General features: G+C 66.7%; 21 protein-coding genes and 1 other RNA gene. 6 read left to right on the top strand and 16 right to left on the bottom strand.

Annotated elements, in window-relative coordinates; all coding sequences use genetic code 11:
- Positions 1–37: 37 nt before the first annotated feature.
- The 5 genes from ABQ137_RS15370 to ABQ137_RS15350 form a co-directional block, all read right to left on the bottom strand.
- Positions 38–565 (bottom strand): F0F1 ATP synthase subunit delta, encoded by a 528-nt coding sequence (locus tag ABQ137_RS15370; RefSeq protein ID WP_016901013.1) that lies wholly within the window; start codon positions 563–565, stop codon positions 38–40.
- 3 nt (positions 566–568) lie between these two features.
- A complete protein-coding gene (locus tag ABQ137_RS15365) occupies positions 569–1,039 on the bottom strand; it encodes a F0F1 ATP synthase subunit B (RefSeq protein WP_016901014.1) in 471 nt (156 codons plus the stop codon).
- Positions 1,040–1,152: 113 nt separating this feature from the next.
- Complete coding sequence (gene atpE, locus ABQ137_RS15360; RefSeq protein ID WP_002814105.1) at positions 1,153–1,455, bottom strand: F0F1 ATP synthase subunit C; 303 nt, start codon at positions 1,453–1,455, stop codon at positions 1,153–1,155.
- A 73-nt stretch (positions 1,456–1,528) separates the two neighbouring features.
- The gene (gene atpB, locus ABQ137_RS15355) at positions 1,529–2,329 is read right to left on the bottom strand and encodes a F0F1 ATP synthase subunit A (RefSeq protein WP_016901015.1); all 801 of its coding nucleotides are present in this window, start codon (positions 2,327–2,329) and stop codon (positions 1,529–1,531) included.
- 25 nt (positions 2,330–2,354) lie between these two features.
- A complete protein-coding gene (locus ABQ137_RS15350) occupies positions 2,355–2,720 on the bottom strand; it encodes a hypothetical protein (RefSeq protein WP_016901016.1) in 366 nt (121 codons plus the stop codon).
- Positions 2,721–3,248: 528 nt separating this feature from the next.
- Between ABQ137_RS15350 and ABQ137_RS15345 the strand changes: the two genes are divergently transcribed.
- Positions 3,249–4,061 carry a hypothetical protein gene (locus tag ABQ137_RS15345; RefSeq protein ID WP_026064024.1) on the top strand — a complete coding sequence of 271 codons (813 nt, stop codon included), beginning with the start codon at positions 3,249–3,251 and terminating at the stop codon, positions 4,059–4,061.
- Positions 4,062–4,494: 433 nt separating this feature from the next.
- On the opposite strand, the gene lpdA is transcribed toward ABQ137_RS15345, so the two are convergent.
- The 5 genes from lpdA to ABQ137_RS15320 form a co-directional block, all read right to left on the bottom strand.
- Entirely contained in the window at positions 4,495–6,327 is a 1,833-nt protein-coding gene (gene lpdA / locus ABQ137_RS15340; RefSeq protein ID WP_126966609.1) for a dihydrolipoyl dehydrogenase, read from the bottom strand.
- A gap of 16 nt (positions 6,328–6,343) precedes the next feature.
- On the bottom strand, positions 6,344–6,991 hold the full coding sequence (locus ABQ137_RS15335) for a hypothetical protein (protein ID WP_054592378.1): 648 nt from the start codon (positions 6,989–6,991) through the stop codon (positions 6,344–6,346).
- Positions 6,988–8,760, bottom strand: coding sequence for a dihydrolipoyllysine-residue acetyltransferase (locus ABQ137_RS15330; RefSeq protein ID WP_349783114.1), 1,773 nt, complete (start codon positions 8,758–8,760; stop codon positions 6,988–6,990). Before ABQ137_RS15330 ends, ABQ137_RS15335 begins: the two co-directional genes overlap by 4 nt.
- Positions 8,761–8,888: 128 nt before the next feature.
- Positions 8,889–9,647 (bottom strand): DUF2884 family protein, encoded by a 759-nt coding sequence (locus tag ABQ137_RS15325; protein ID WP_126966607.1) that lies wholly within the window; start codon positions 9,645–9,647, stop codon positions 8,889–8,891.
- A 233-nt stretch (positions 9,648–9,880) separates the two neighbouring features.
- Positions 9,881–10,402 carry a DNA-deoxyinosine glycosylase gene (locus ABQ137_RS15320; RefSeq protein WP_326520403.1) on the bottom strand — a complete coding sequence of 174 codons (522 nt, stop codon included), beginning with the start codon at positions 10,400–10,402 and terminating at the stop codon, positions 9,881–9,883.
- A 181-nt stretch (positions 10,403–10,583) separates the two neighbouring features.
- Between ABQ137_RS15320 and ABQ137_RS15315 the strand changes: the two genes are divergently transcribed.
- Complete coding sequence (locus tag ABQ137_RS15315; RefSeq protein WP_016901022.1) at positions 10,584–11,255, top strand: OmpW/AlkL family protein; 672 nt, start codon at positions 10,584–10,586, stop codon at positions 11,253–11,255.
- Between the two features lie 84 nt (positions 11,256–11,339).
- On the opposite strand, the gene ABQ137_RS15310 is transcribed toward ABQ137_RS15315, so the two are convergent.
- From ABQ137_RS15310 to ABQ137_RS15285, 6 genes are all read right to left on the bottom strand, one after another.
- Complete coding sequence (locus ABQ137_RS15310; protein ID WP_349783112.1) at positions 11,340–11,897, bottom strand: CcdC protein domain-containing protein; 558 nt, start codon at positions 11,895–11,897, stop codon at positions 11,340–11,342.
- 25 nt (positions 11,898–11,922) lie between these two features.
- Positions 11,923–11,998: non-coding RNA, sX9 sRNA (locus tag ABQ137_RS15305), on the bottom strand.
- A gap of 62 nt (positions 11,999–12,060) precedes the next feature.
- Positions 12,061–12,864 carry a MetQ/NlpA family ABC transporter substrate-binding protein gene (locus ABQ137_RS15300; RefSeq protein ID WP_054592382.1) on the bottom strand — a complete coding sequence of 268 codons (804 nt, stop codon included), beginning with the start codon at positions 12,862–12,864 and terminating at the stop codon, positions 12,061–12,063.
- A gap of 136 nt (positions 12,865–13,000) precedes the next feature.
- On the bottom strand, positions 13,001–13,693 hold the full coding sequence (locus ABQ137_RS15295; protein WP_024940266.1) for a methionine ABC transporter permease: 693 nt from the start codon (positions 13,691–13,693) through the stop codon (positions 13,001–13,003).
- Complete coding sequence (locus ABQ137_RS15290) at positions 13,690–14,697, bottom strand: methionine ABC transporter ATP-binding protein (protein WP_016903462.1); 1,008 nt, start codon at positions 14,695–14,697, stop codon at positions 13,690–13,692. The genes ABQ137_RS15295 and ABQ137_RS15290 overlap by 4 nt, the downstream gene beginning before the upstream one ends.
- A 167-nt stretch (positions 14,698–14,864) precedes the next feature.
- Positions 14,865–15,761 carry a DMT family transporter gene (locus tag ABQ137_RS15285; protein ID WP_054592383.1) on the bottom strand — a complete coding sequence of 299 codons (897 nt, stop codon included), beginning with the start codon at positions 15,759–15,761 and terminating at the stop codon, positions 14,865–14,867.
- Positions 15,762–15,867: 106 nt separating this feature from the next.
- On the opposite strand from ABQ137_RS15285, the gene ABQ137_RS15280 reads away from it, so the two are divergent.
- The 4 genes from ABQ137_RS15280 (at position 15,868) to ABQ137_RS15265 (ending at position 19,497) form a co-directional block, all read left to right on the top strand.
- A complete protein-coding gene (locus tag ABQ137_RS15280) occupies positions 15,868–16,353 on the top strand; it encodes a YajQ family cyclic di-GMP-binding protein (RefSeq protein ID WP_016903460.1) in 486 nt (161 codons plus the stop codon).
- A 133-nt stretch (positions 16,354–16,486) separates the two neighbouring features.
- Entirely contained in the window at positions 16,487–16,951 is a 465-nt protein-coding gene (locus ABQ137_RS15275) for a hypothetical protein (RefSeq protein WP_349783109.1), read from the top strand.
- A complete protein-coding gene (locus ABQ137_RS15270) occupies positions 16,944–18,683 on the top strand; it encodes an ATP-binding response regulator (protein ID WP_349783107.1) in 1,740 nt (579 codons plus the stop codon). The genes ABQ137_RS15275 and ABQ137_RS15270 overlap by 8 nt, the downstream gene beginning before the upstream one ends.
- Complete coding sequence (locus ABQ137_RS15265) at positions 18,670–19,497, top strand: alpha/beta hydrolase (RefSeq protein WP_166770212.1); 828 nt, start codon at positions 18,670–18,672, stop codon at positions 19,495–19,497. The genes ABQ137_RS15270 and ABQ137_RS15265 overlap by 14 nt, the downstream gene beginning before the upstream one ends.
- The last annotated feature ends 72 nt before the right edge of the window (positions 19,498–19,569 follow it).

The raw sequence follows: 19,569 nt of genomic DNA, 5'->3' as shown, positions 1-19,569 counted from the left end.
TAGGTGCCGGCCGCGAGGGCCATGCGTTTATGTGAATTCAGTGGGCGAGCGAGCTTTGCAGACGCGCAAGCTTGCCCTTCAGCGAGCCGTCGATGACCACGTCGCCGGTGTCGATCACCGCGCCGCCGATCAACGAAGCATCCACCGCGGTGGTGATGTCCACCTCGCGGCCGAAACGCTTCTTCAGCGCAGCAGCGATCGTGTCCAGTTCCGCCTGGCTCATTGCAGCCGCCGAGGTCACCGTCGCCTTGACGACGTGTTCGGCTTCGGCCCGCAGTTGTTCGTACAGTCCTGCCACTTCCGGCAACAGCGACAGCCGCTGCGCGTCGGCCAGCAGGCCGAGGAAACGCAGATAGTCTTCGCTCGCCTGCGGCGGCGCCAACAACGTCACTGCCTGATCCTGGCCCAGGGCCGGGTTGAGCAGCAGCGCGGCCACGCGCGGGTCGCCGGCCACCTGCGCCGAAAACGCCAGCGCATCGGACCAGGGCGCGAAGTTGCCGCCCTCACGCGCGATCGCAAACGCGGCGCGGCCGTACGGACGGGCAAGTGTGAGGGCCTGACTCATCGATTAAATCTCCGCCGCCAGCTCGTCGAGCAGCGCCTTGTGGGCGTTGGCATCGATTTCGCGCTTGAGCAGCTTTTCGGCACCGCTGACGGCCAGCACGGACACCTGCTTGCGCAGTTCCTCGCGGGCACGCGTGGCGGACGCGTCGATCTCGGTCTGCGCCAGATCCTTCTGACGGTTGGCTTCGGCAATTGCCTCGTGCTTGGCCGCTTCGATGATCTGGTTGGCGCGCGCATGGGCCTGATCAATGATCTCGTTGGCCTTGGTGCGTGCGTCCTTCAGTGCTTCGTTGACCTTTTCCTGCGCCTGCGCCAGATCCTTCTGACTGCGATCGGCCGCAGCCAGACCTTCAGCGATCTTTTGCTGACGCTCTTCGATCGCCTGCAGCAGCGGCGGCCAGATCTTGGTCGCGACGATCCAGATCAGACCGGCGAAGGCCAGCGCCTGGGCAAAGATGGTAAGGGTGATATCCATGGGTCGCTCAATCGCTGTTTAGGGGTGAAAGCGCCACCGCATGGCGACGCTTTCCGACCTTCATCCGCGGACGCAACCGCGCACGGTTGCCTCCACATCCTGCTACCGCTGGATCAGCCGGCAGCCTGCGACAGACGCTCGATGAACACCTGGGCCAGCGGGTTGGCGAAGGCGAACAGCAGGCCGACGGCGACGCTGATGATGAACGCGGCGTCGATCAGGCCGGCGGTGATGAACATGCGGACCTGCAGCACCGGGATCAGCTCCGGCTGGCGCGCAGCCGATTCCAGGAACTTGCCAGCCATGATGGCCAGACCGAGGCCGGCACCCAGCGCGGCCAGGCCGATCATGATGCCGACGGCGAGGACGGTGGAGCTCTGGACTTGAGCGAGGTTGGTCAGGACGGCGAGGTACATGGTGATCTCCGAACGAAAGTTTCTAAGGGTGATGGATGAATCGGGATGAAGCGTATGAAGGGTGCAGCGAAACTCAGTGACTGTCTTCGGCAAGGCTCAGATACACGATCGACAGCATCATGAAAATGAAGGCCTGCAGCGGAATCACCAACAGGTGGAACAGCATCCAGCCGAGGCCGAATACGCCGCCAGCGACCATGCCGGCGATGCCCGCACCGCCCAGCACCCAGATCAGCAGGAAGACGATCTCGCCGCCGAACATGTTGCCGAACAGTCGCATCGCCAGCGAAATCGGCTTGCTCAGCCACTCGACGATGTTCAAAAGCAGGTTGAACGGCATCATCCACTTGCCGAACGGCGCCGTCAGGAATTCCTTGGTCATGCCGCCTACGCCCTTGGAGCGCAGCGAGAAGACGATCATCAGGAAGAACACGCTGATCGACATGCCCAGGGTGGCATTGACGTCGGCGGTGGGCACCGGCTTCCAGGCGTGGATGCCGGCCCAGCCCAGCGGGATGGCGATGAAATCGGCCGGGATCATCTTGATGAGGTTCATCAACAGGATCCAGAAGAAGATGGTGATCGCGATCGGCGTCACCAGCTTGCTGCTGCCGTGATAGGTGTCCTTGGCCTGGCGGTCGACAAACTCGAGGCAGATTTCGACAAACGCCTGCCACTTGCCCGGCACGCCGGCGGTGGCATTGCGGGTCGCCGTCCAGAACGCGAAGACCATCACCAGGCCCATCAGCACCGCCATGACCAGGGTGTCGACGTGGATGGTCCAAAACGTGCCGCCACCCTCGCGAACCGGATAGATCAGGTTCTGCAAGTGATGCTGGATATAGGAGGTAGGTGTTGCTGCCTCGCCCGCCATGTGTCCGGAGCCCTTTAAGTTCGAATCAACGCCTGGCCAGAGCCAGAACCTGAAAAATCAGCCCGATGGCGATACCCGCCAGCAAGGCCAGAGGAGGCAGCCGCCACAGGCCGAAGCCAAGCGCCAGCGCCACGAAAACCAACACCCACTTCAACACCATCGCCAGGATCAGCCGGACCATGGCAATGCCGGCTGCCTGGATACCGCCACCTAGCGCGGTACGTGCTGCCACCCAACCGCCCAGCACCGTCGCAAACCCGGTCAATGCCAGACCGGCAGAGTAACGGGGACCGACCAACAGCAACCCCAGACTGGTTATAGCTACAGCGGCAAGCGGATATACCGCAGCGCGCAGCATCAACCGCCGACCCGCGTCAACGGAGTTCAGCACTACGGTTACCTTACGTGTGAATGAGTGGGAAGCGCAGATGCGCCTCGTCGAGCCGCGAAAGTATAGCAATGGGACAAATTGCGAGACAACCGGCAGAGGTCATCCGTTGCTGCGTCGCACCATACAGGGTTGCCGCGGCGGGTGGGAACTTTGCCACAAACCGGCGGTCATAACCCGCGAGGCCTGCACATCCTCGTCGAAAGGTCCCGCCGCAGGTCGCGTATGGGAGCCCCGGAGCATCGGGGCTCCTGCTTTTTACGCATTTTGTCGCACCCTGCGACCTTCCCGTTGGCGGTCCAATCGGTGCCATGGCGGCATGACCCATGCCGTGGCGCTTCGCGCCTGGCGCCCGGATTGCGCAACGTACGACTAAAGTCTGACCCCTGCAGCAGCGGACCGTTTTGTCCGATTGCTATCTCGGCCTTCACAGCAATGCGACAGCTCCTTCACTTATGGAAGACGCCGTCTTATCGAAGATGCGCCGCACAGGCCGAAACGCCTGACCATTCCAAGAATTCGGAGCTCCCCATGAAACACCTTCTCGCACTGGCCATCCCGTGCGTATTGGCTGCCGCCTACGCCGCGCCGGCGCACGCCGAAGATACCGATGACCGCTTCCAGCTCCGTCTGGGTGCGATGAACGTCGACAACGACAACACCATCCGTGGCAACACGCTGGTGGCAGGCAACAATGTGTCGGTCAACGAAGACTTCAAGCTCGGCGGCAAGGAATGGGAGCCGCGCGTCGACGGCGTGTTCCGCATCAGCACCCGCCAGCGCCTGATCTTCGATTACTTCAAGTACGACAAGGATCGCCGCGAGACCCTGACCCAGGACATCAGCGGCGGTGGCGTCACCGTCCCGACCGGTAGCTTCATCAAGGGCGAGCTGAAGTATCAGGTTGCCACCCTGGTGTATGACTACTCGGTGATCGATTCGCCGGAATTCAGCCTGGGCCTGCAGATCGGCGCCGAATACGCCAAGGTCGAAGCCAACGCGTACGCCGACCTGGGCAGCGTCTTCAGCGGCGATGTGCTGGACGAAAGCGAAGACGGCGTTGCGCCGGTGGTCGGCATCCGCTTCACCGCGCGCCCGAGTGAGCATTGGCTGTTCAACGTGCAGGGCCAGTACCTCAACACCAGCTGGGGCGACTTTGGCGATTACGACGGCGACCTGAGCCGCGCCAACGCGATTGCCGAATACCGCTTCACCAAGAACTTCGGCATCTTCGCCGGCTATGACTGGTTCAAGCTCGACGTCGACCAGCGCGGCAGCGATGGCCTGATCGGTCTGAAGCAGGAGTTCAAGGGCCCGGTTGCGGGCGTGACGTTCGCGTTCTGATCGACGCGCAGCGTTGCACCAAAAGGCCCGCGTTTTGCGGGCCTTTTGTTTTCTTGTGCGGTGCCGACAGCACCAGCGAGTGCGCGGATATCGCCATGCGCGACCTGTTGCGTCAGCGCACCCGACATCTGCGCCTTGAAGACCGGATCGGCATGGCAATGCCGCACCAGCATCCACACCGTCACGCCCGCCTGCGCCGCACGGCAGGTCATTGTGCCCGGCGACGATGCGCCGGACCCTCGTCCCGCTGCGCAGCTGCAACGCGCCATGGGAGCACAGCGCAGAGCATCAGCACTGCGAGCACTGCATTCCGTGGCGCATGCAGCGCCCCGGTGGGAACGGCCGCACCCTGCAACCCCTCCCGGCAGCACACCGAAACGACAACGCCCCGCGCAAGGCGGGGCGTCGCTGGCCGTGCCGCAAGTGGCGGCGCTTACTTCTTCTTGGGGATGTACAGGTCGGTGATGGTGCCGTCGTAGACCTCGGCGGCCATGCCGACCGATTCGCTCAGGGTCGGATGCGCGTGGATGGTATGGCCGATGTCTTCGGCCTCGGCGCCCATCTCGATCGCCAGGCCGATCTCGGCCAGCAGATCACCGGCATGCACGCCGACGATGGCACCACCGATCACGCGGTGGGTTTCTTCGTCGAAGATCAGCTTGGTGAAGCCTTCGGTGCGGCCGATGCCGATCGCGCGGCCACTGGCGGCCCACGGGAACTTGGCCACGCCGACCTTCAGGCTCTTGGCCTTGGCCTCGGTCTCGGTCACGCCGACCCAGGCGATTTCCGGGTTGGTGTAGGCGACCGACGGAATCACCCGCGCCACCCATTCCTTCTTCTCGCCGGCAGCCACTTCGGCGGCCAGCTTGCCCTCGTGGGTGGCCTTGTGCGCCAGCATCGGGTTACCGACGATGTCGCCGATGGCGAAGATGTGCGGCACGTTGGTGCGCATCTGCCGATCGACCGGAATGAAGCCGCGCTCGGTGATGGTGACGCCGGCCTTGTCGGCACCGATCTTCTTGCCGTTGGGCGTACGGCCAACCGCCACCAGCACGCGGTCGTAGGCGGTGGCCTGCAGACCCGGCTTCTCGCCTTCGGTGGCCGCTTCGAACGACACCGTGATGCCGCTGGCGCCGGCCTTGACGTCGGTGGCCTTGGTCTTGAGATGGACCTCCACGCCCTGCTTCTTCAGGCGATCGGCCAGCGGCTTGACCAGGTCCTTGTCGGCGCCCGGCATCAGCTGGTCCATGAACTCGACCACGGTGACCTTGCTGCCGAGCGCGCTGTACACCGTGGCCATTTCCAGGCCGATGATGCCGCCGCCGACCACCAGCAGGGTCTTGGGAATGTCGTGCAGTTCCAGCGCGTCGGTGGAGTCCATCACGCGCTTGTCGTCCCACGGGAAGTTCGGCAGCTTCACTGCCTGCGAACCGGCGGCGATGATGCAGTGCTCGAAGCGCAGTAGCTGGGTCTTGCCGTCGTCGCCGACGATCTCCAGCTCGTTGGGCGACACGAACGACGCCACGCCGGTAACGGTGCGCACCTTGCGCTGCTTGGCCATGCTGGCCAGGCCGCCGGTGAGCTTGCCGACCACCTTTTCCTTGTACTCGCGCAGCTTGTCCAGGGTGATCCTGGGCTGGCCGAAGTCCACGCCGAAATCGCCGGCGTGCGCCACTTCGTCGATCACCGCGGCGGCATGCAGCAGCGCCTTGGACGGGATGCAGCCGACATTGAGGCAGACCCCGCCCAGGCTGGCGTAGCGCTCGATCAGCACCGTATCCAGGCCCAGGTCGGCGGCGCGGAATGCGGCGGTGTAGCCGCCAGGGCCGGCGCCGAGCACCACCATCTTGCATTCGATATCGGCCGGCTTGCCGCTGGCCAGCGCCGGCTTGGACGGCGCCGGTTCGGCCGGCGCGCGATGCGACGGCGTCACCGGCGGCTTGCTGCCGGGCGCGGCGGCAGGCGCCGCAGCCGCCGGTGCGGGCTTGCTGTCGGCCTTGGCGGGCGCAGCCGGTGCGGCGGCCTCGCCTTCGGCTTCCAGCAGCAGCACCAGCGCACCTTCGGACAGGCTGTCACCCACCTTGACCTTGAGCTCCTTGACCACGCCGGCGGCCGAGGACGGCACTTCCAACGTGGCCTTGTCCGACTCCAGCGTTACCAGGCCCTGATCCTTGACCACGCTGTCGCCGACGGCGACCAGCACTTCGATGACGGGGACATCGCTGTAATCGCCGATGTCGGGAACCTTGATTTCAATGACCGCCATTTGCTTCTCCTGTGGCTCAACCGGCCGTGCCGGCAAGCGTCTGCTGGAGTTCATCCAGCGACGATTCGATTTGGGTCCAGCGCTTGTCGCGCTTCTTTTCCTTGCCTTCGCTGGCTTCGATCAGCAACGCGGCCTGCTGCAGCAGCAACTCGCCGGCGCCGCAGCTCGGGCGGGTGCCGCTGTAACGCACGCCATCGACCTGGAACGACAGCACCTCGCCCTCGCTCACCGGGGCGCTGCGACCGCTCGGCGCCAGTTGCGTCAGTGCGCCGGTCCAGTTGCTGACCAGGCGCCTTGCCAACGCCGCCGGAATCGGGATCTCGACCGTTTCCGGGGTCTGCGCGGTGCGGAACTGCACGCTGCCGCGATCGCTCTGGCTGACCCAGCTGTAGACGCGCTCGTCGGCGCGGCTATGCCGCAGGGTCCAGTCGGCACCGTCCTTGCCCGGCACCAGCGATACACCGCTTTCCACGCCACGGGTAGGCAGCGTCAGCAACGACAGGCTCGGCCGGGTGCCGGCGTCGAGCAGCGTGGTCACCGCGGTGCCATAGTTGCCCACCGCCGGCGGCCAGCCGCGCCCGAGCGTGCTCTCGCACTCGCGTGCCGCCGCGGATGTCCACGGCAGCACGCCCAGCAGGGCGAAGGTCAGCAGCGCTGCTCTCACAGCAGGACGCGGCGCATGTCGGCCAGCACCTGGCTGAGGTAGGTGGTGAAGCGTGCGGCCAGCGCGCCGTCGATGACGCGGTGGTCGTAGCTCAACGACAGCGGCAGCATCAGCTTGGGGGCGAACTCCTTGCCGTTCCACACCGGCTGCATCGCCGACTTGGACACGCCCAGGATCGCCACTTCCGGCGCATTGATGATCGGCGTGAACGCCGTACCACCGATGCCGCCCAGCGAGCTGATCGAGAAGCAGCCGCCGCTCATGTCGGCCGGGCCGAGCTTGCCGTCGCGCGCCTTCTTGGCCAGCTCGCCGCTTTCCTGCGCGATCTGCAGCACGCCCTTCTTGTCGACGTCGCGGATCACCGGCACGACCAGGCCGTTCGGGGTGTCGGCGGCGAAGCCGATGTTGATGTACTTCTTCAGCGTGAGGTTCTCGCCGGCCGCATCCAGCGAGGCGTTGAATTCGGGGAACTTCTTCAACGCCGCGGCGCTGGCCTTGACCAGGAAGGCGAGCATGGTCAGCTTGATGCCGGCCTTCTCGTTTTCCTTGTTCAACGCCACGCGCAGGGCTTCCAGGTCGGTGATGTCGGCCGATTCGAACTGGGTGACGTGCGGAATCATCGCCCAGTTGCGTGCCAGGTTGGCACCGGAAATCTTCTTGATGCGCGACAGCGGCTGGGTCTCGGTCTCGCCGAACTTGCTGAAGTCCACCTTCGGCCAAGCCAGCAGGTTCAGGCCGTTGCCACCACCGGCCGGTGCGGCCCCGGCTGCGGCAGGCGCGCCGCCGCTGAGTGCGGCCTTGATGAAGCGCTGCACGTCCTCACGGGTGATGCGGCCGCCCTTTTCGCTGCCCTTGAGCTGGTTCAGATCCACGCCGAGCTCGCGTGCGAACACGCGCACCACCGGGCTGGCGTAGGCCACCTTGGACGGCAGCACGCTGTCGGCGTCGAAGGTCACCGGCGGGCTGGACGGCTGCCCGGCCGACGGCTGACCGCCCTGCGCAGGCTGCGCGGCCTCGCTGGACCGGGCGCCCTGCACCTGCGCGATCTCGCGCTGGGCCAGCTTGTCCGGCACCGCAGACACGGCGACCGGCTCGACCTTGCCGGCGGTTTCGGCGGTGTCGGTGCTGGGCTTGGCCGGGGACTGCGCCGCACCGGCGCCGCCATCGCTGGCAGCGATGATCGCCACCACATTGCCCTGCGAGAGCGTGTCGCCGACCTTGACCTTGAGTTCCTTGACCACACCGGCGGCCGAGGACGGCACTTCCATCGTGGCCTTGTCCGATTCCAGCGTGACCAGGCTCTGGTCCTTGGCGACGGTATCGCCAACGGCGACCAGCACCTCGATCACCGGGATGTCGGTGTAATCGCCGATATCGGGCACGCGGGCCTCGACCAGGCCGCCGTCCGAGGACGCGGCAGGCGCAGCCGGCTCGGCCTTGGCGGCAGGCGCCGGCGCGGCAGCGGGCGCAGCCTTGGCGGGGCCGGCAGGAGCGGCGGCCGGGGCGGCGGCGGTTTCGGCGCCGGCGTCGGCCACTTCGATCAGCGCGACCAGCGCGCCCTGCGACAGCGAATCGCCGACCTTGACCTTGATCTCCTTGACCACGCCGGCCACCGACGAGGGCACTTCCATCGTGGCCTTGTCCGATTCCAGCGTGACCAGGCTCTGGTCCTTGCTGACCGTATCGCCGACCGACACCAGCACCTCGATTACCGGGACATCGCTGTAGTCACCGATATCGGGGACAAGTGCTTCCTTGATTTCGGCCATACGGGGAACTCCGGCAACAGAATGGGGAAACCCCTATTGTGGCCGGCTGCGGGCCGCAGCGCCAACCATTGCCGTGGAAAAAGTCGCGCACCGGACGGGATGCAGCGTTCGCCGGCGCATGCGCCGGATCATTTCGACGCGCGTCGATCGACCCGCAACAGTTGCAGTGGCTCGCCCGAGGGCAAACGATACGCCAGCGCATTGTCCAAGCCGTCGAGCGCCTCGACACGCGTGCACAGTTGCTGCGCGCGTGGCCGCAACGCACGCGCCTGCGGCTCGATCAGGCGCTCGATGCGCGTTTCGACCCCTTCCAGCGACCGCAGCTGCAGATCGTTTCCGGTCAGTGCCGACTGCACCGCACCGGCGACGACATCGCCGATCAGCTGCGGCAGCAGCTCGGCCACCATCGCGCCGATGTCGTCATCGATATCGATCGAGGTGAGCTGGCTCTTGCCGAAACTCTGCTTCAGGCGGGTGTCGATCTTTTCGCGCACGGCCGCCAGCTGCACGCGTGTGGCCTCGGGGCTGCGGCTGAAGCCGGCCGCCACCTCGCCCAGCGCAGTGACGGCGATGTCGGCCGCTTCACGCCCGACCTCCTGCGCCAGCGGCACCACGTCGCGGGTCTGCCGCTCGAAGTTGATCAAACGCGTGCGATCGTCCGCGCTCACCGCGACCCAGCGGTCGTCGACGAACAACGCGCCCTGGCGCATCACCAGCCGCTGCGGCGTGCCCGACGCTCGGATCAGGATCAGGCTGCGCGGGTTGAGCGTGAGGTCGTAGTCGCTGCTGACGTTGCAGTGCAGATCGTCGGCGCTGGCAGCCGGTACGGCGACCAGCAGGCCCAGCAGCAGGCCCGCTGCCATCGGTAGTGCGTGCTTGATCGCCATCTGGTCGCTTCCGTTATGCGTTGGCTGCAGCATGCCTGCACGGGAGCGGCACTTGCCCGTGCCGGACGCTGGCATGACTTCCGGCCGGTGGCTGCGCGCTGACCAACACGGCCGGCGTTGCGGTGGTGACAGGTGTCGGCCAACCCGCCACGACGCAGGCACATGGTTCGCACGGCGCCATCCGCTCGCTGATGTCTTCGCTCATGGATTGGTTGCGCGGCGATCCGACGTCGCTAATCCAGTGCGTCGCGCAGCGGCTGCCAGGCCGCGCACAGCCGTGGCAGCGACCATGCCGCATTGGCCGGGCTGGTGGACGGCAAGGCCCATACCGGCAGCGTGTGCAGGGCGACCGGCAGCAGCGGCTGCACATGGCGGCGCCATGCCTGCGCGGCGGCCGCCCCGTTGCAGGCGACCGCGCGCAGCTGCGGCAGCGTCGCCAGCCGCGCCGCCAGCGGGTTGACCACGATGCTGCTGGCGACGATGGCAGTGTCCAGGCTGCCGCGCCGCTCGCATTGGCCGATCACATCCCACAGGCCCACCCCGCAGTTGGCCAGCGCCTGCAGGCGCGCCGGATATGCCAACCCGGCGTGGATGCCCAGCAGTTCCTGCATCAGCGGCCAGAAACGGTTGCGCGGATGGGCGTAGTACATCGCCGCGTGCAACGATGCGTTGCCCGGCATCGAGCCGAGCACCAGGACACGGCAATCGTTAGGAATGTGCGCTGGAAGGCCCTGCAACAGGTCGGTTTTCGTCACGGCGGTCGCATCTGCGTGAATGTCTTTTTCAGCTTGCCTGTTGCAGCCACGGCCTTCTCCGGAAACTTGCTGAACAAACGAAATTTTAGCGAGCCACGGGTGGGCGTGGATTCAGATTTTCAGGAATAGCTTTGGCGCGGCCCACTCCACGGGCCTAACAAGAACACTGAGGAGACCCCCAATGCGTGCCATTTCCATCCTGAGCCTGGCTGCCGTATCCGCACTTGCGTTTGCGCCGTCGGCATTTGCACAAGACACCACCTACACCGGCGACACCTCCTCGGCTTCCACCAGCGCCGATAGCGCTTCCGGAAAGCATTGGGCAGTGGTCGGCGGTGTTGCTCTGATCAAGCCGAAGAACGATCCGGCTCCCGGCCTGGACGTCGATGGCGGCCCGGCACCGACGCTGAGCGCCAGCTACTACATCAACGACAACTGGGCCGTTGAGCTGTGGGGCGCCGCCGACAAGTTCAACCACCGTGTCAACGCCGATGGCGTGGGCAAGATCGGCACCGTCGAGCAGCAGCCGATCGCCATCAGCGGCCAGTACCACTTCGGCCAGGCCGATAACGTGTTCCGTCCGTTCGTGGGCGTGGGCTACTACGAGTCGAACTTCAGCAACGAGAAGATCGACGCGGCGTCGGCCACCGGCCAGCACGTGGGCCTGGACACCGCCAAGGGTGTCATCGGCACCGTCGGCGTGGACATGAACATCAACTCCACCTGGTTCGCACGTGCCGACGCCCGCTACATGCGTTCGCGTCCGGAACTGCGCGTGGGCGGCCAGGGCACCGGCAGCGAGCTGGAACTGGATCCGTGGACCGTCGGCTTCGGCGTCGGCGCGCGCTTCTAAGCACGCGGGCAAGCGACGTTTCAGTCGAACAAGAACGGGCCGCAAGGCCCGTTTTTTATGCTTTGAAATCGTGGCGCCGCCCGCTCAGCGCCAGTAGACGCTGCCGCGCAGGCGCGCGCTGCGCCAGCGCCACCACAGCAAAGTGGCATAGGCGAGCGCATAGCCGAGCAGTACGCCGGCCGCGCCCAACAGGCTGGCGTGACTGAGCCACCCTTCCGTGGGCCAGGCAGCACCCTGCCAGGTGCTGCGCCACCCCTGCACCATGCCGGCGATCACGCGTACCACCACCAGCGCGGTCAGGGCCAGCACCAGCCACAGGTTGGGCCGGTAGAACAGGCCCTGCTGGGTGCGCTCGAAGCGGGTCAGACGCAGTGCCAGCAGCCCCAGCGCCAGCCCGCAGGCCCAGCCGAAGGCGGCATGGCTGATCGCGCCGGGCCAGAACGCGGCGGCGATCAACACGAAGATCACGAACAACATGGTGGAAAGGCCGGCCGAGACCAGATTGATCATCAACAGCCAGCCGCGTGCCTGCCGCCGCGCGGTGCCGACACGAAAGCGCTGCACCAGCGACAACGGCAACAGCACCGCGAACACCGCCAGGGCGATGATCACGGCCAGCGGTATGGCGAGGAGAAGTGGCATCACATGCTCGGTGGCGGCGAAGAGTGGTTGGCAACCCGAAACGCGCGGACGCCAGGTGAACGTGGACGGCGCGCAGCAACCGGCGTGTCCGCGAGGTGCATACCGATGCCGGGCGCCGGCCGCACCCGCTTGGCGGTGAGCGCGGTCGGTTGGACCGCCGCTCTTAGAACGCCGGCAATACCGCGCCTTTGTACTTCTGCTCGATAAACGCCTTCACTTCCGGGCTGGTCAAGGCCTTGGCCAGCTTCTGCACGCGCGGGTCGTCCTTGTTGTCCGGGCGCGAGACCAGGAAGTTCACGTACGGCGAGTCCTTGCTCTCGATCGCCAGCGCGTCGCGGGTCGGATTGAGGCCGGCGTCGAGCGCGTAGTTGGTATTGATCAGTGCCAGGTCGACCTGGTCGAGCACCCGCGGCAGCATCGCCGAGTCGAGCTCGCGGAACTTCAGCTGCTTGGGGTTCTCGACGATGTCGCGCTGGCTGGACAGGGCATTGCTCGGGTCCTTGAGTTTGATCACGCCCGCCTTGTCGAGCAGGATCAGCGCGCGGCTGTTGTTGCTCGGGTCGTTGGGAATCACCACATCTGCGCCGGTAGGCAGCTCGGCCAGCGTCTTGAACCGGCGCGAATACGCGCCGAACGGCTCGATATGCACGCCGACCACGGTCACCAGCTGGCTCTTGCGGTCGCGGTTGTAGGCGTCCAGGTACGGCTCGGTCTGGAAGTAATTGACGTCGATCTGCTTCTGCACGACCTGGTCGTTGGGCTGCACGTAGTCGTTGAACACGCGCACGTCCAGCTTGACGCCCTGCTTGGCCAGCAGCGGTTCGACCACCTCCAGGATCTCGGCATGCGGCACCGCGGTGGCGGCCACCGTCAGTGTGTCGCCGCCGCTGCTGCCACCGCTACCGCCACAGGAGGCCAGGGCCAGCGTGGCCGCAGCCAGGAGGGAACGAAACGCGAATGTGTTCATGTGGGGGTCCGTGGGAGGAGGAATGCGGCACTGCCGCAAGCGCTAAACCTAGCAGACCGCAGGTGGAGCCGCGATCGGCAGGCCCGTGTGCTTGCTGGGCCCTGCGCGCGCCGGCAACACGCGATCGCGGTCGAGCTCAGCGCCGGCTGTAGCGCGCCACCAGCCAGTCGCCCAGCATCTGCAGCAGCTGCACCAGCACCAGCAGGGCGATCACGGTGATCAGCGCGACATCCGAATGCGAGCGCAGATAGCCCTCGCGGTACGCGACATCGCCCAGCCCGCCGGAGCCGATCGCACCGCCCATCGCGGTGAAACCGATCAGCGCGATGGTGGTCACGGTGGCGCCGGCGATCAGGCCCGGGCGCGCTTCGGGCAGCAGCACGCGCAGCACCAGCTGGCGGGTGGTGGCGCCCATCGCCTGGCTGGCTTCGATGATCCCGCGGTCCACTTCGCGCAAGGCGGTTTCCACCAGCCGTGCATAGAACGGTGCGGCGCCGACCACCAGCGGCAGGATCGCGCCGCGCACGCCCAGCGAGGTCCCCATCAACATCAGCGTGAGCGGAATCATCGCGATCATCAGGATGATGAAGGGCACCGAGCGCAGCAGGTTGATCAGTGCCGCGAGCACGCCGTACAGCACCGGGCGGCGGCGCAGCTGCGGGGCACCGCACAGGAACAGCGCAACGCCCAGCGGCAGACCGATCAGCAGCGTCAGCGGCAGCGCGCCGGCCAGCATCAGCAAGGTATCGAGCGTGGCCTGGCCGATATCGCCCCACTTGGCGGCATCGAGATTGCGGAAAAACCCGCTTGTCGTGGCGATCAGAGTCATACGCGCAGATCCTCCACGTGCACGCCGGCAGCGACGAAGCCCGCGCGTGCCGCGTTATGGTCGCCGCCGGTCAGCGCGACGATGAGCTGGCCGTACGGGGTGTCCTTGATGCGGTCCACGCGCCCGGACAGGATGTTGTAGTCCACCCCGGTTTCGCGGGCGATGCGGCCCAGCACCGGTTCGTAGGTGCCGTTGCCCAGGAAGGTCAGCCGCACGATGCGCCCGCCCACCGCAGCGAAGTCGCGATGCAGCTCGGCTTCGTCCACGTGCTCGGCTTCGGACACGAAGCGCCGGGTGGTGGCGTGCTGCGGGTGCAGGAATACCTCGGTCACCGGGCCGGTTTCCACCAGCTTGCCGGCATCCAGCACCGCGACGCGGTCGCAGACGCGGCGGATCACGTCCATCTCGTGGGTGATCAGCACGATGGTCAGGCCCAGCTCGCGGTTGATCTGCGCCAGCAGCTGCAGCACCGAGGCGGTGGTCTGCGGGTCCAGCGCGCTGGTGGCCTCGTCGCACAGCAGGATCTGCGGCCGGGTGGCCAGCGCGCGCGCAATGCCCACGCGCTGCTTCTGCCCGCCGGACAGCTGCGCCGGATACTTGCTGGCATGCTGCTCCAGCCCGACCCGTGCCAGCAGCTCGGCCACGCGCGCATCGACCTCGGCGCGCGGGGTGCCGGCCAGTTCCAACGGAAACGCCACATTGCCGGCCACGGTGCGCGAGGACAGCAGGTTGAAGTGCTGGAAGATCATCCCGACACGCCGGCGCAGCGCGCGCAGGCCCTGGCTGTCCAGCGCGGTGACGTCCTCGTCGCCGATCAGCAACCGCCCGCCGCTGGGTTCTTCCAGCCGGTTGATCAGCCGGATCAGGGTCGACTTGCCGGCACCGGAATGGCCGATGATGCCGAACACCTCGCCGGGGCCGATCCGCAGATCGAGTGGATGCAGCGCCACGATCTGGCGACCGTCAACGGAATAAGACTTGTGCAGGCGCTGAAACTGGATCACCGCGCGTGGCCGATTGGGGGGCCGTGAAGCCTACCAGTCAATGTTTGCGGACGATATTCCAATGAGTTCTAAGTTGGGGATTGGGGATTGGGGAGTCGGGATTCGCAAAAGCCAGAGCGCCTTGCCGTTGCTCTGGCGAATCCCAAATCCCGAATCCCGATCCCCAATCACGGCTTATCCAACGACATCGGCCGATCCGCCTTCCGAATCCGCTCCCGGCGCAGCAGATACAGCCCGCTGGCGACGATGATGCCGGCGCCAGTCCAGGTCCAGCTGTCGGGCAGGGTCTGCCACAGCAGCCAGTCCCAGCCGATCACCCAGACCAGGCCGGTGTATTCCAGCGGCGCGATCATCGAGGCCTCGCCGCGCAGGAAGGCCTGGGTCAGCGCAATCTGCCCCAGTGCGCCGGCCAGGCCCATGCCGGCGATCAGCCAGGCGTGCTCGCCCCGCAACGGCACCCAGTCGGGAATGGCCAGCAGGCCGGCACCGACCGCCATGAACAGCAGGAACCACACCACCATCGCCTGCGGGGTGTCGGTGCGGGTCAGCAGACTGACGGTGATGGCGGCGATGGCATAGGCGGTGGCCGCCAGCAGCACCATCAGCCCGGGCAGCGAGATCAGCCCGTCCACGCCCGGGCGCAATACCACGATCACCCCGACCAGGCCGATGCCGATCGCCGTCCAGCGGCGTGGCCCGACCCGCTCGCCCAGCAATGGCACCGACAGTGCCGCCACCAGTAGTGGGGCGACGAAATACAGCGTGTAGGCGGTCGACAGCGGCATGCGCTTCAGGCCGTAGACGAAGCAGCCGATCATCACCATGCCCAGTACCCCACGCAGCAGGTGCAGGCCCCAGCGCACCGGCACGATCGAGCGCGGTCCGGCGGTGGCGAATACCCACACCAGCACGAACGGCAGCGAGGCGGCGCCGCGCAGCAGGGTGACCTGCAGCGGCGGGTAATGCGCCGACAGCAGCTTCATTCCCGCATCCATCAGCGAGAAACAGGCCACGGCGGCCACCATCCAGGCGATGGCGGGAAGCGGAGAGCGGGTGGTGGGCATGGACCATTATCGCTGCGCGTGCGCGCAGCCTGGCAACCCTGTGTCGACAGGGGCGATGACGCGATGCCCTAGAATGGCGGCTGTTTACAGACAGCAGGAGCTTTGCATGCCTTCCTTCGACGTGGTGTCCGAAGTCGACAAGCACGAACTGACCAATGCGGTGGACCAGGCCAACCGCGAGCTGGATACGCGCTTCGATTTCAAGGGGGTCGAGGCCAGGTTCGAGCTGGAAGACGGCAAGGCGATCAACCAGTCCGCGCCCAGCGATTTCCAGGTCAAGCAGATGACCGACATCCTGCGCGCGCGCCTGCTGGCGCGCGGCATCGACGTGCGTTGCCTGGAGTTCGGCGACATGGAAACCAACCTGGCCGGTGCGCGCCAGAAGGTCACCGTCAAGCAGGGCATCGAGCAGAAGCAGGCCAAGCAGCTGGTGGCCAAGCTGAAGGAAGCCAAGCTCAAGGTCGAGGCGCAGATCAATGGCGACAAGCTGCGCGTGAGCGGCAAGAAGCGCGACGATCTGCAGGACGCGATGGCGCTGCTGAAGAAGGCCGATTTCGAGCTGCCGCTGCAGTTCGACAACTTCCGCGACTGAGCACGCGTGATGGCTGACACGGCGCCTTGTCGTGCCGCGCTGTGCAGGCGGGCCGCACAGCGCGGTGTGGCGACCGTCCGCTGCCTGGGCATCGGCCGCGCGCACACCGGCGCGTTACGGATCTGATGCAAGCATGCGCGGCCTGCTCTCCAGCCTGTTGCAACGCGCGCACCCGGCCACAGTGGGCCCGGCGCCGCTCGCTGCCGGGACGGCGTGCGCCGTGACGCACGCACAGCCACGCATCGAAGCCGGCTCGACGCTGCACACGTTGGCCGGGCTGGACCCGCTGGCGGCCGCGGCGTTTGCCGATGCGTTTGCGGTGGAAGTGCAGCGCGCCATCGCCAGCTGCACGCTCGGCCAGCCCAGCACCACCCAGGCGCAGGCACTGGAGCAGATCCATTCGCTCAAGAACACGCTCTCGCTGACCGGCTCTGGCGAACTGCTGAACGCCTGCGACCGGTTGCGCGGCGATGTCGACGGCGGCGAACCGGGGTCCGCGCTTGCGCAGCGCTACACCGCGATTGCGACCGCGGCCGGCCTGCTGGTCGAGAATTACCGGCGCACCCTCCCCAACGACGACACCGCCCCCGATGCGTAGTGGATCCAACCGTGCAGCGCCCGGCCTGATTCTGGCCGCCCGGCAGCTGCGCAACGACAGGCTGGTGCGGCTGTTCGAATCGTTCCTGGAATATCGCGCCTGCGTCGGCAGGGTGATCGTGCAGACCATCGTGGCGCTGTGGTGCTTCGGCTGGCTGTACGGGCCGCAGCCGGTGCTGGTCAGGGATGCACAGGCGGTCTTCCCCACCGCGGCGACGCTGTGGATGGTGGCGGTGATCTGGATGGTGCTGGTGCGACGCAGGATCATTCCGCCGGGCGAGTGGCTGGACGCGATCGGGTTTGCGATGAACCTGCTGTTCATCGGCATCCAGACCTATCTGGCCTTCATCCTGCTGATGTCGCTGAACGCCTTCCTGCCCTTCATCACCATCGCCGCGGTGGCGCGCTATGGGCAGAAGGCAACGCTGCCGGTGCTGCTCAGCACCTTCGTGCTGATGCTGCTGACCGCGCCGGCCGGCTACTGGCTGTCGCGGCCGGCCTACTTTGTGTATGCAGTGGCGCTGAGCGTGGTGCTGCCGCTGCTGGTGGCGCGCATCGTCAGCGCAATGCAGGAGATCGCCCTGCAGGCGCTGGCCGCGCGCGATGCGCAGAGCCGCTTCATCAGCACCATGAACCACGAACTGCGCACGCCGTTGAACGCGGTCATCAACTGCGCGCAGCTGATCGACAGCGACACCTTGTCGGCGCAACAGCGCGAACTGATGCAGGCGGTGACGGTCAATGCGATCGCGCTGCGGCATCGGGTGAACGAGGTGATCGACGTGGCCAGCATCGACGGTGGCCGGCTGCAGCTGCACAGCAAGCCGCTGAGCCTGCTCGACGTGCTGGCCACGGTCAAAGCGGTGTGCGCGAGTGCAGCGTCGACCAAGGGCGTGGCGCTGGCGCTGCGCAGCGATGTGGCGCAGACGCCTGACCTCATCGGCGACGAAGGGCGTATCGAACAGGTCATCACCAACCTGGTCATCAATGCGATCAAGTTCACCCCGGCCGGTGGCGCGGTCGACGTGCTGATCGCCGCCACGCAGGTGCAGCAGCGCTGGGCGATCGCGGTGACCGTGACCGATACCGGCATCGGCATCCCCGACGCCCAGAAGGCCTATATCTTCACGCCCTTCAGCCAGCTCAGCACCGGTTTCAGCCGTGCCGAGGGCGGGGTCGGGCTGGGCCTGTTCATTGCGCTGTCGGTGTCCGAGGCGATGGGCGGCAGCCTGAGCGTGCGCGATAACCCCGGCGGCGGCAGCGTATTTCGCTGGACCTTCGCACTGGCCGCCGCCTCAGCGCAAGGCTGCCGCCCGCCGGCGCTGCGCGAGGCCCTGCAACAGCATGCCGAGACGGTGCCGCCGCTGCACTGCCTGGTGTTCGAGGACATGGACACCAATCGGCTGGTGATCGGCAATCTGCTCACCCGCGCCGGGCACCGGGTGAGCTTTCACAGCGATGGCAGCAACGCGGTGCAGCGCATCCGCGAGGCAGCGCCGGACCTGGTGTTCCTCGACCTGCACATGCCCGGCACCTCGGGCTGGGACGCGCTGGGTGAGGCGCGCGCGGCGATCGCCGCGCTGCCGCCGATCATCGTGCTGACCGCCGACACCCGCACCGATTCGATGCGCGAGGCCACCGCGGCCGGCGTGGCCGGCTATCTGTCCAAACCGATCAACGCGCACCAATTGCTCGCCATCCTCGCCGCGCATGCCACCCATGCAACCGGCTGACCTGAAACCGGGCAACGCGGCACGCCGGCACTGGCACACCGCCGCGCGCGCACGCACGCCGCTGGCGCTGCTGTACCTGCATGGGTTCGCCGCCAGCCCGGGAGAAGCCGGCGAACTGCCCGAGCAGATCGCCGATGCGCTGGCTGCCAACCTGTACGTGCACCGTTGGCCCGGGCATGGCCGCAGCGCCGCCGATGCGATGCAGGGGCTGACGCCGGCAGCGTTACAGGCCTCGGCCCTGGATGCACTGGCGCAGGCACAGCGCATGGGCACACGCGTGGCGATCGTCGGCTCGTCCATGGGTGCCACGCTGGGCTTGTGGCTTGCGGCGCAGCGCCCCGACGCGGTGGCTGCGGTGGTCGCCTGGTCACCGGGCATCCGGCCGGCCGACCCGGCGCTGCTGGATCAGGTCTGCGCCGCGCAAACGCCCTTGACCGACCCGCGCCCGCGCACCGCCGCGTCGCTGGCGTTCTGGTCCGGCACCATCCACCCGGATGGATTCCGCGCGCTGCGCAGCCTGTTCGACGCGGTTGCCGCCGATCCACCGTGGCCACGCGTGCAATGCCCGGTGTTTCTGGGCTATTACCGCGCTGCCAACGGCGAGGAGGATCCCACCGCCTCGGTGCCGGCGATGCTGGCGATGTTCGCTGCGCTCGGCAGCGCGCCGGAGCACACCTGCGCGATGGCCTTCGACACCGGCGCGCATGCGATCGGCTCGCCGCACAAGACCCCGCACGCCGATAAAGTTGCGCAGGCATCGAGTGCGTTCCTGCGTGCGCATGTCGGCGCAAACACGCATGCGGATGACACCTAGGCTGCGTCAGCGCAGCAACTGCTGGAGCTTTTTCTGCGTTTCGCCAACCTGTTCGGTCGCGCCGGCTTTGCG

This window comes from Xanthomonas sp. WHRI 8393 (genome assembly GCF_040203315.1).
Lineage (GTDB): Bacteria > Pseudomonadota > Gammaproteobacteria > Xanthomonadales > Xanthomonadaceae > Xanthomonas > Xanthomonas arboricola.
This window is presented reverse-complemented; position numbering and strand designations above follow the sequence as displayed.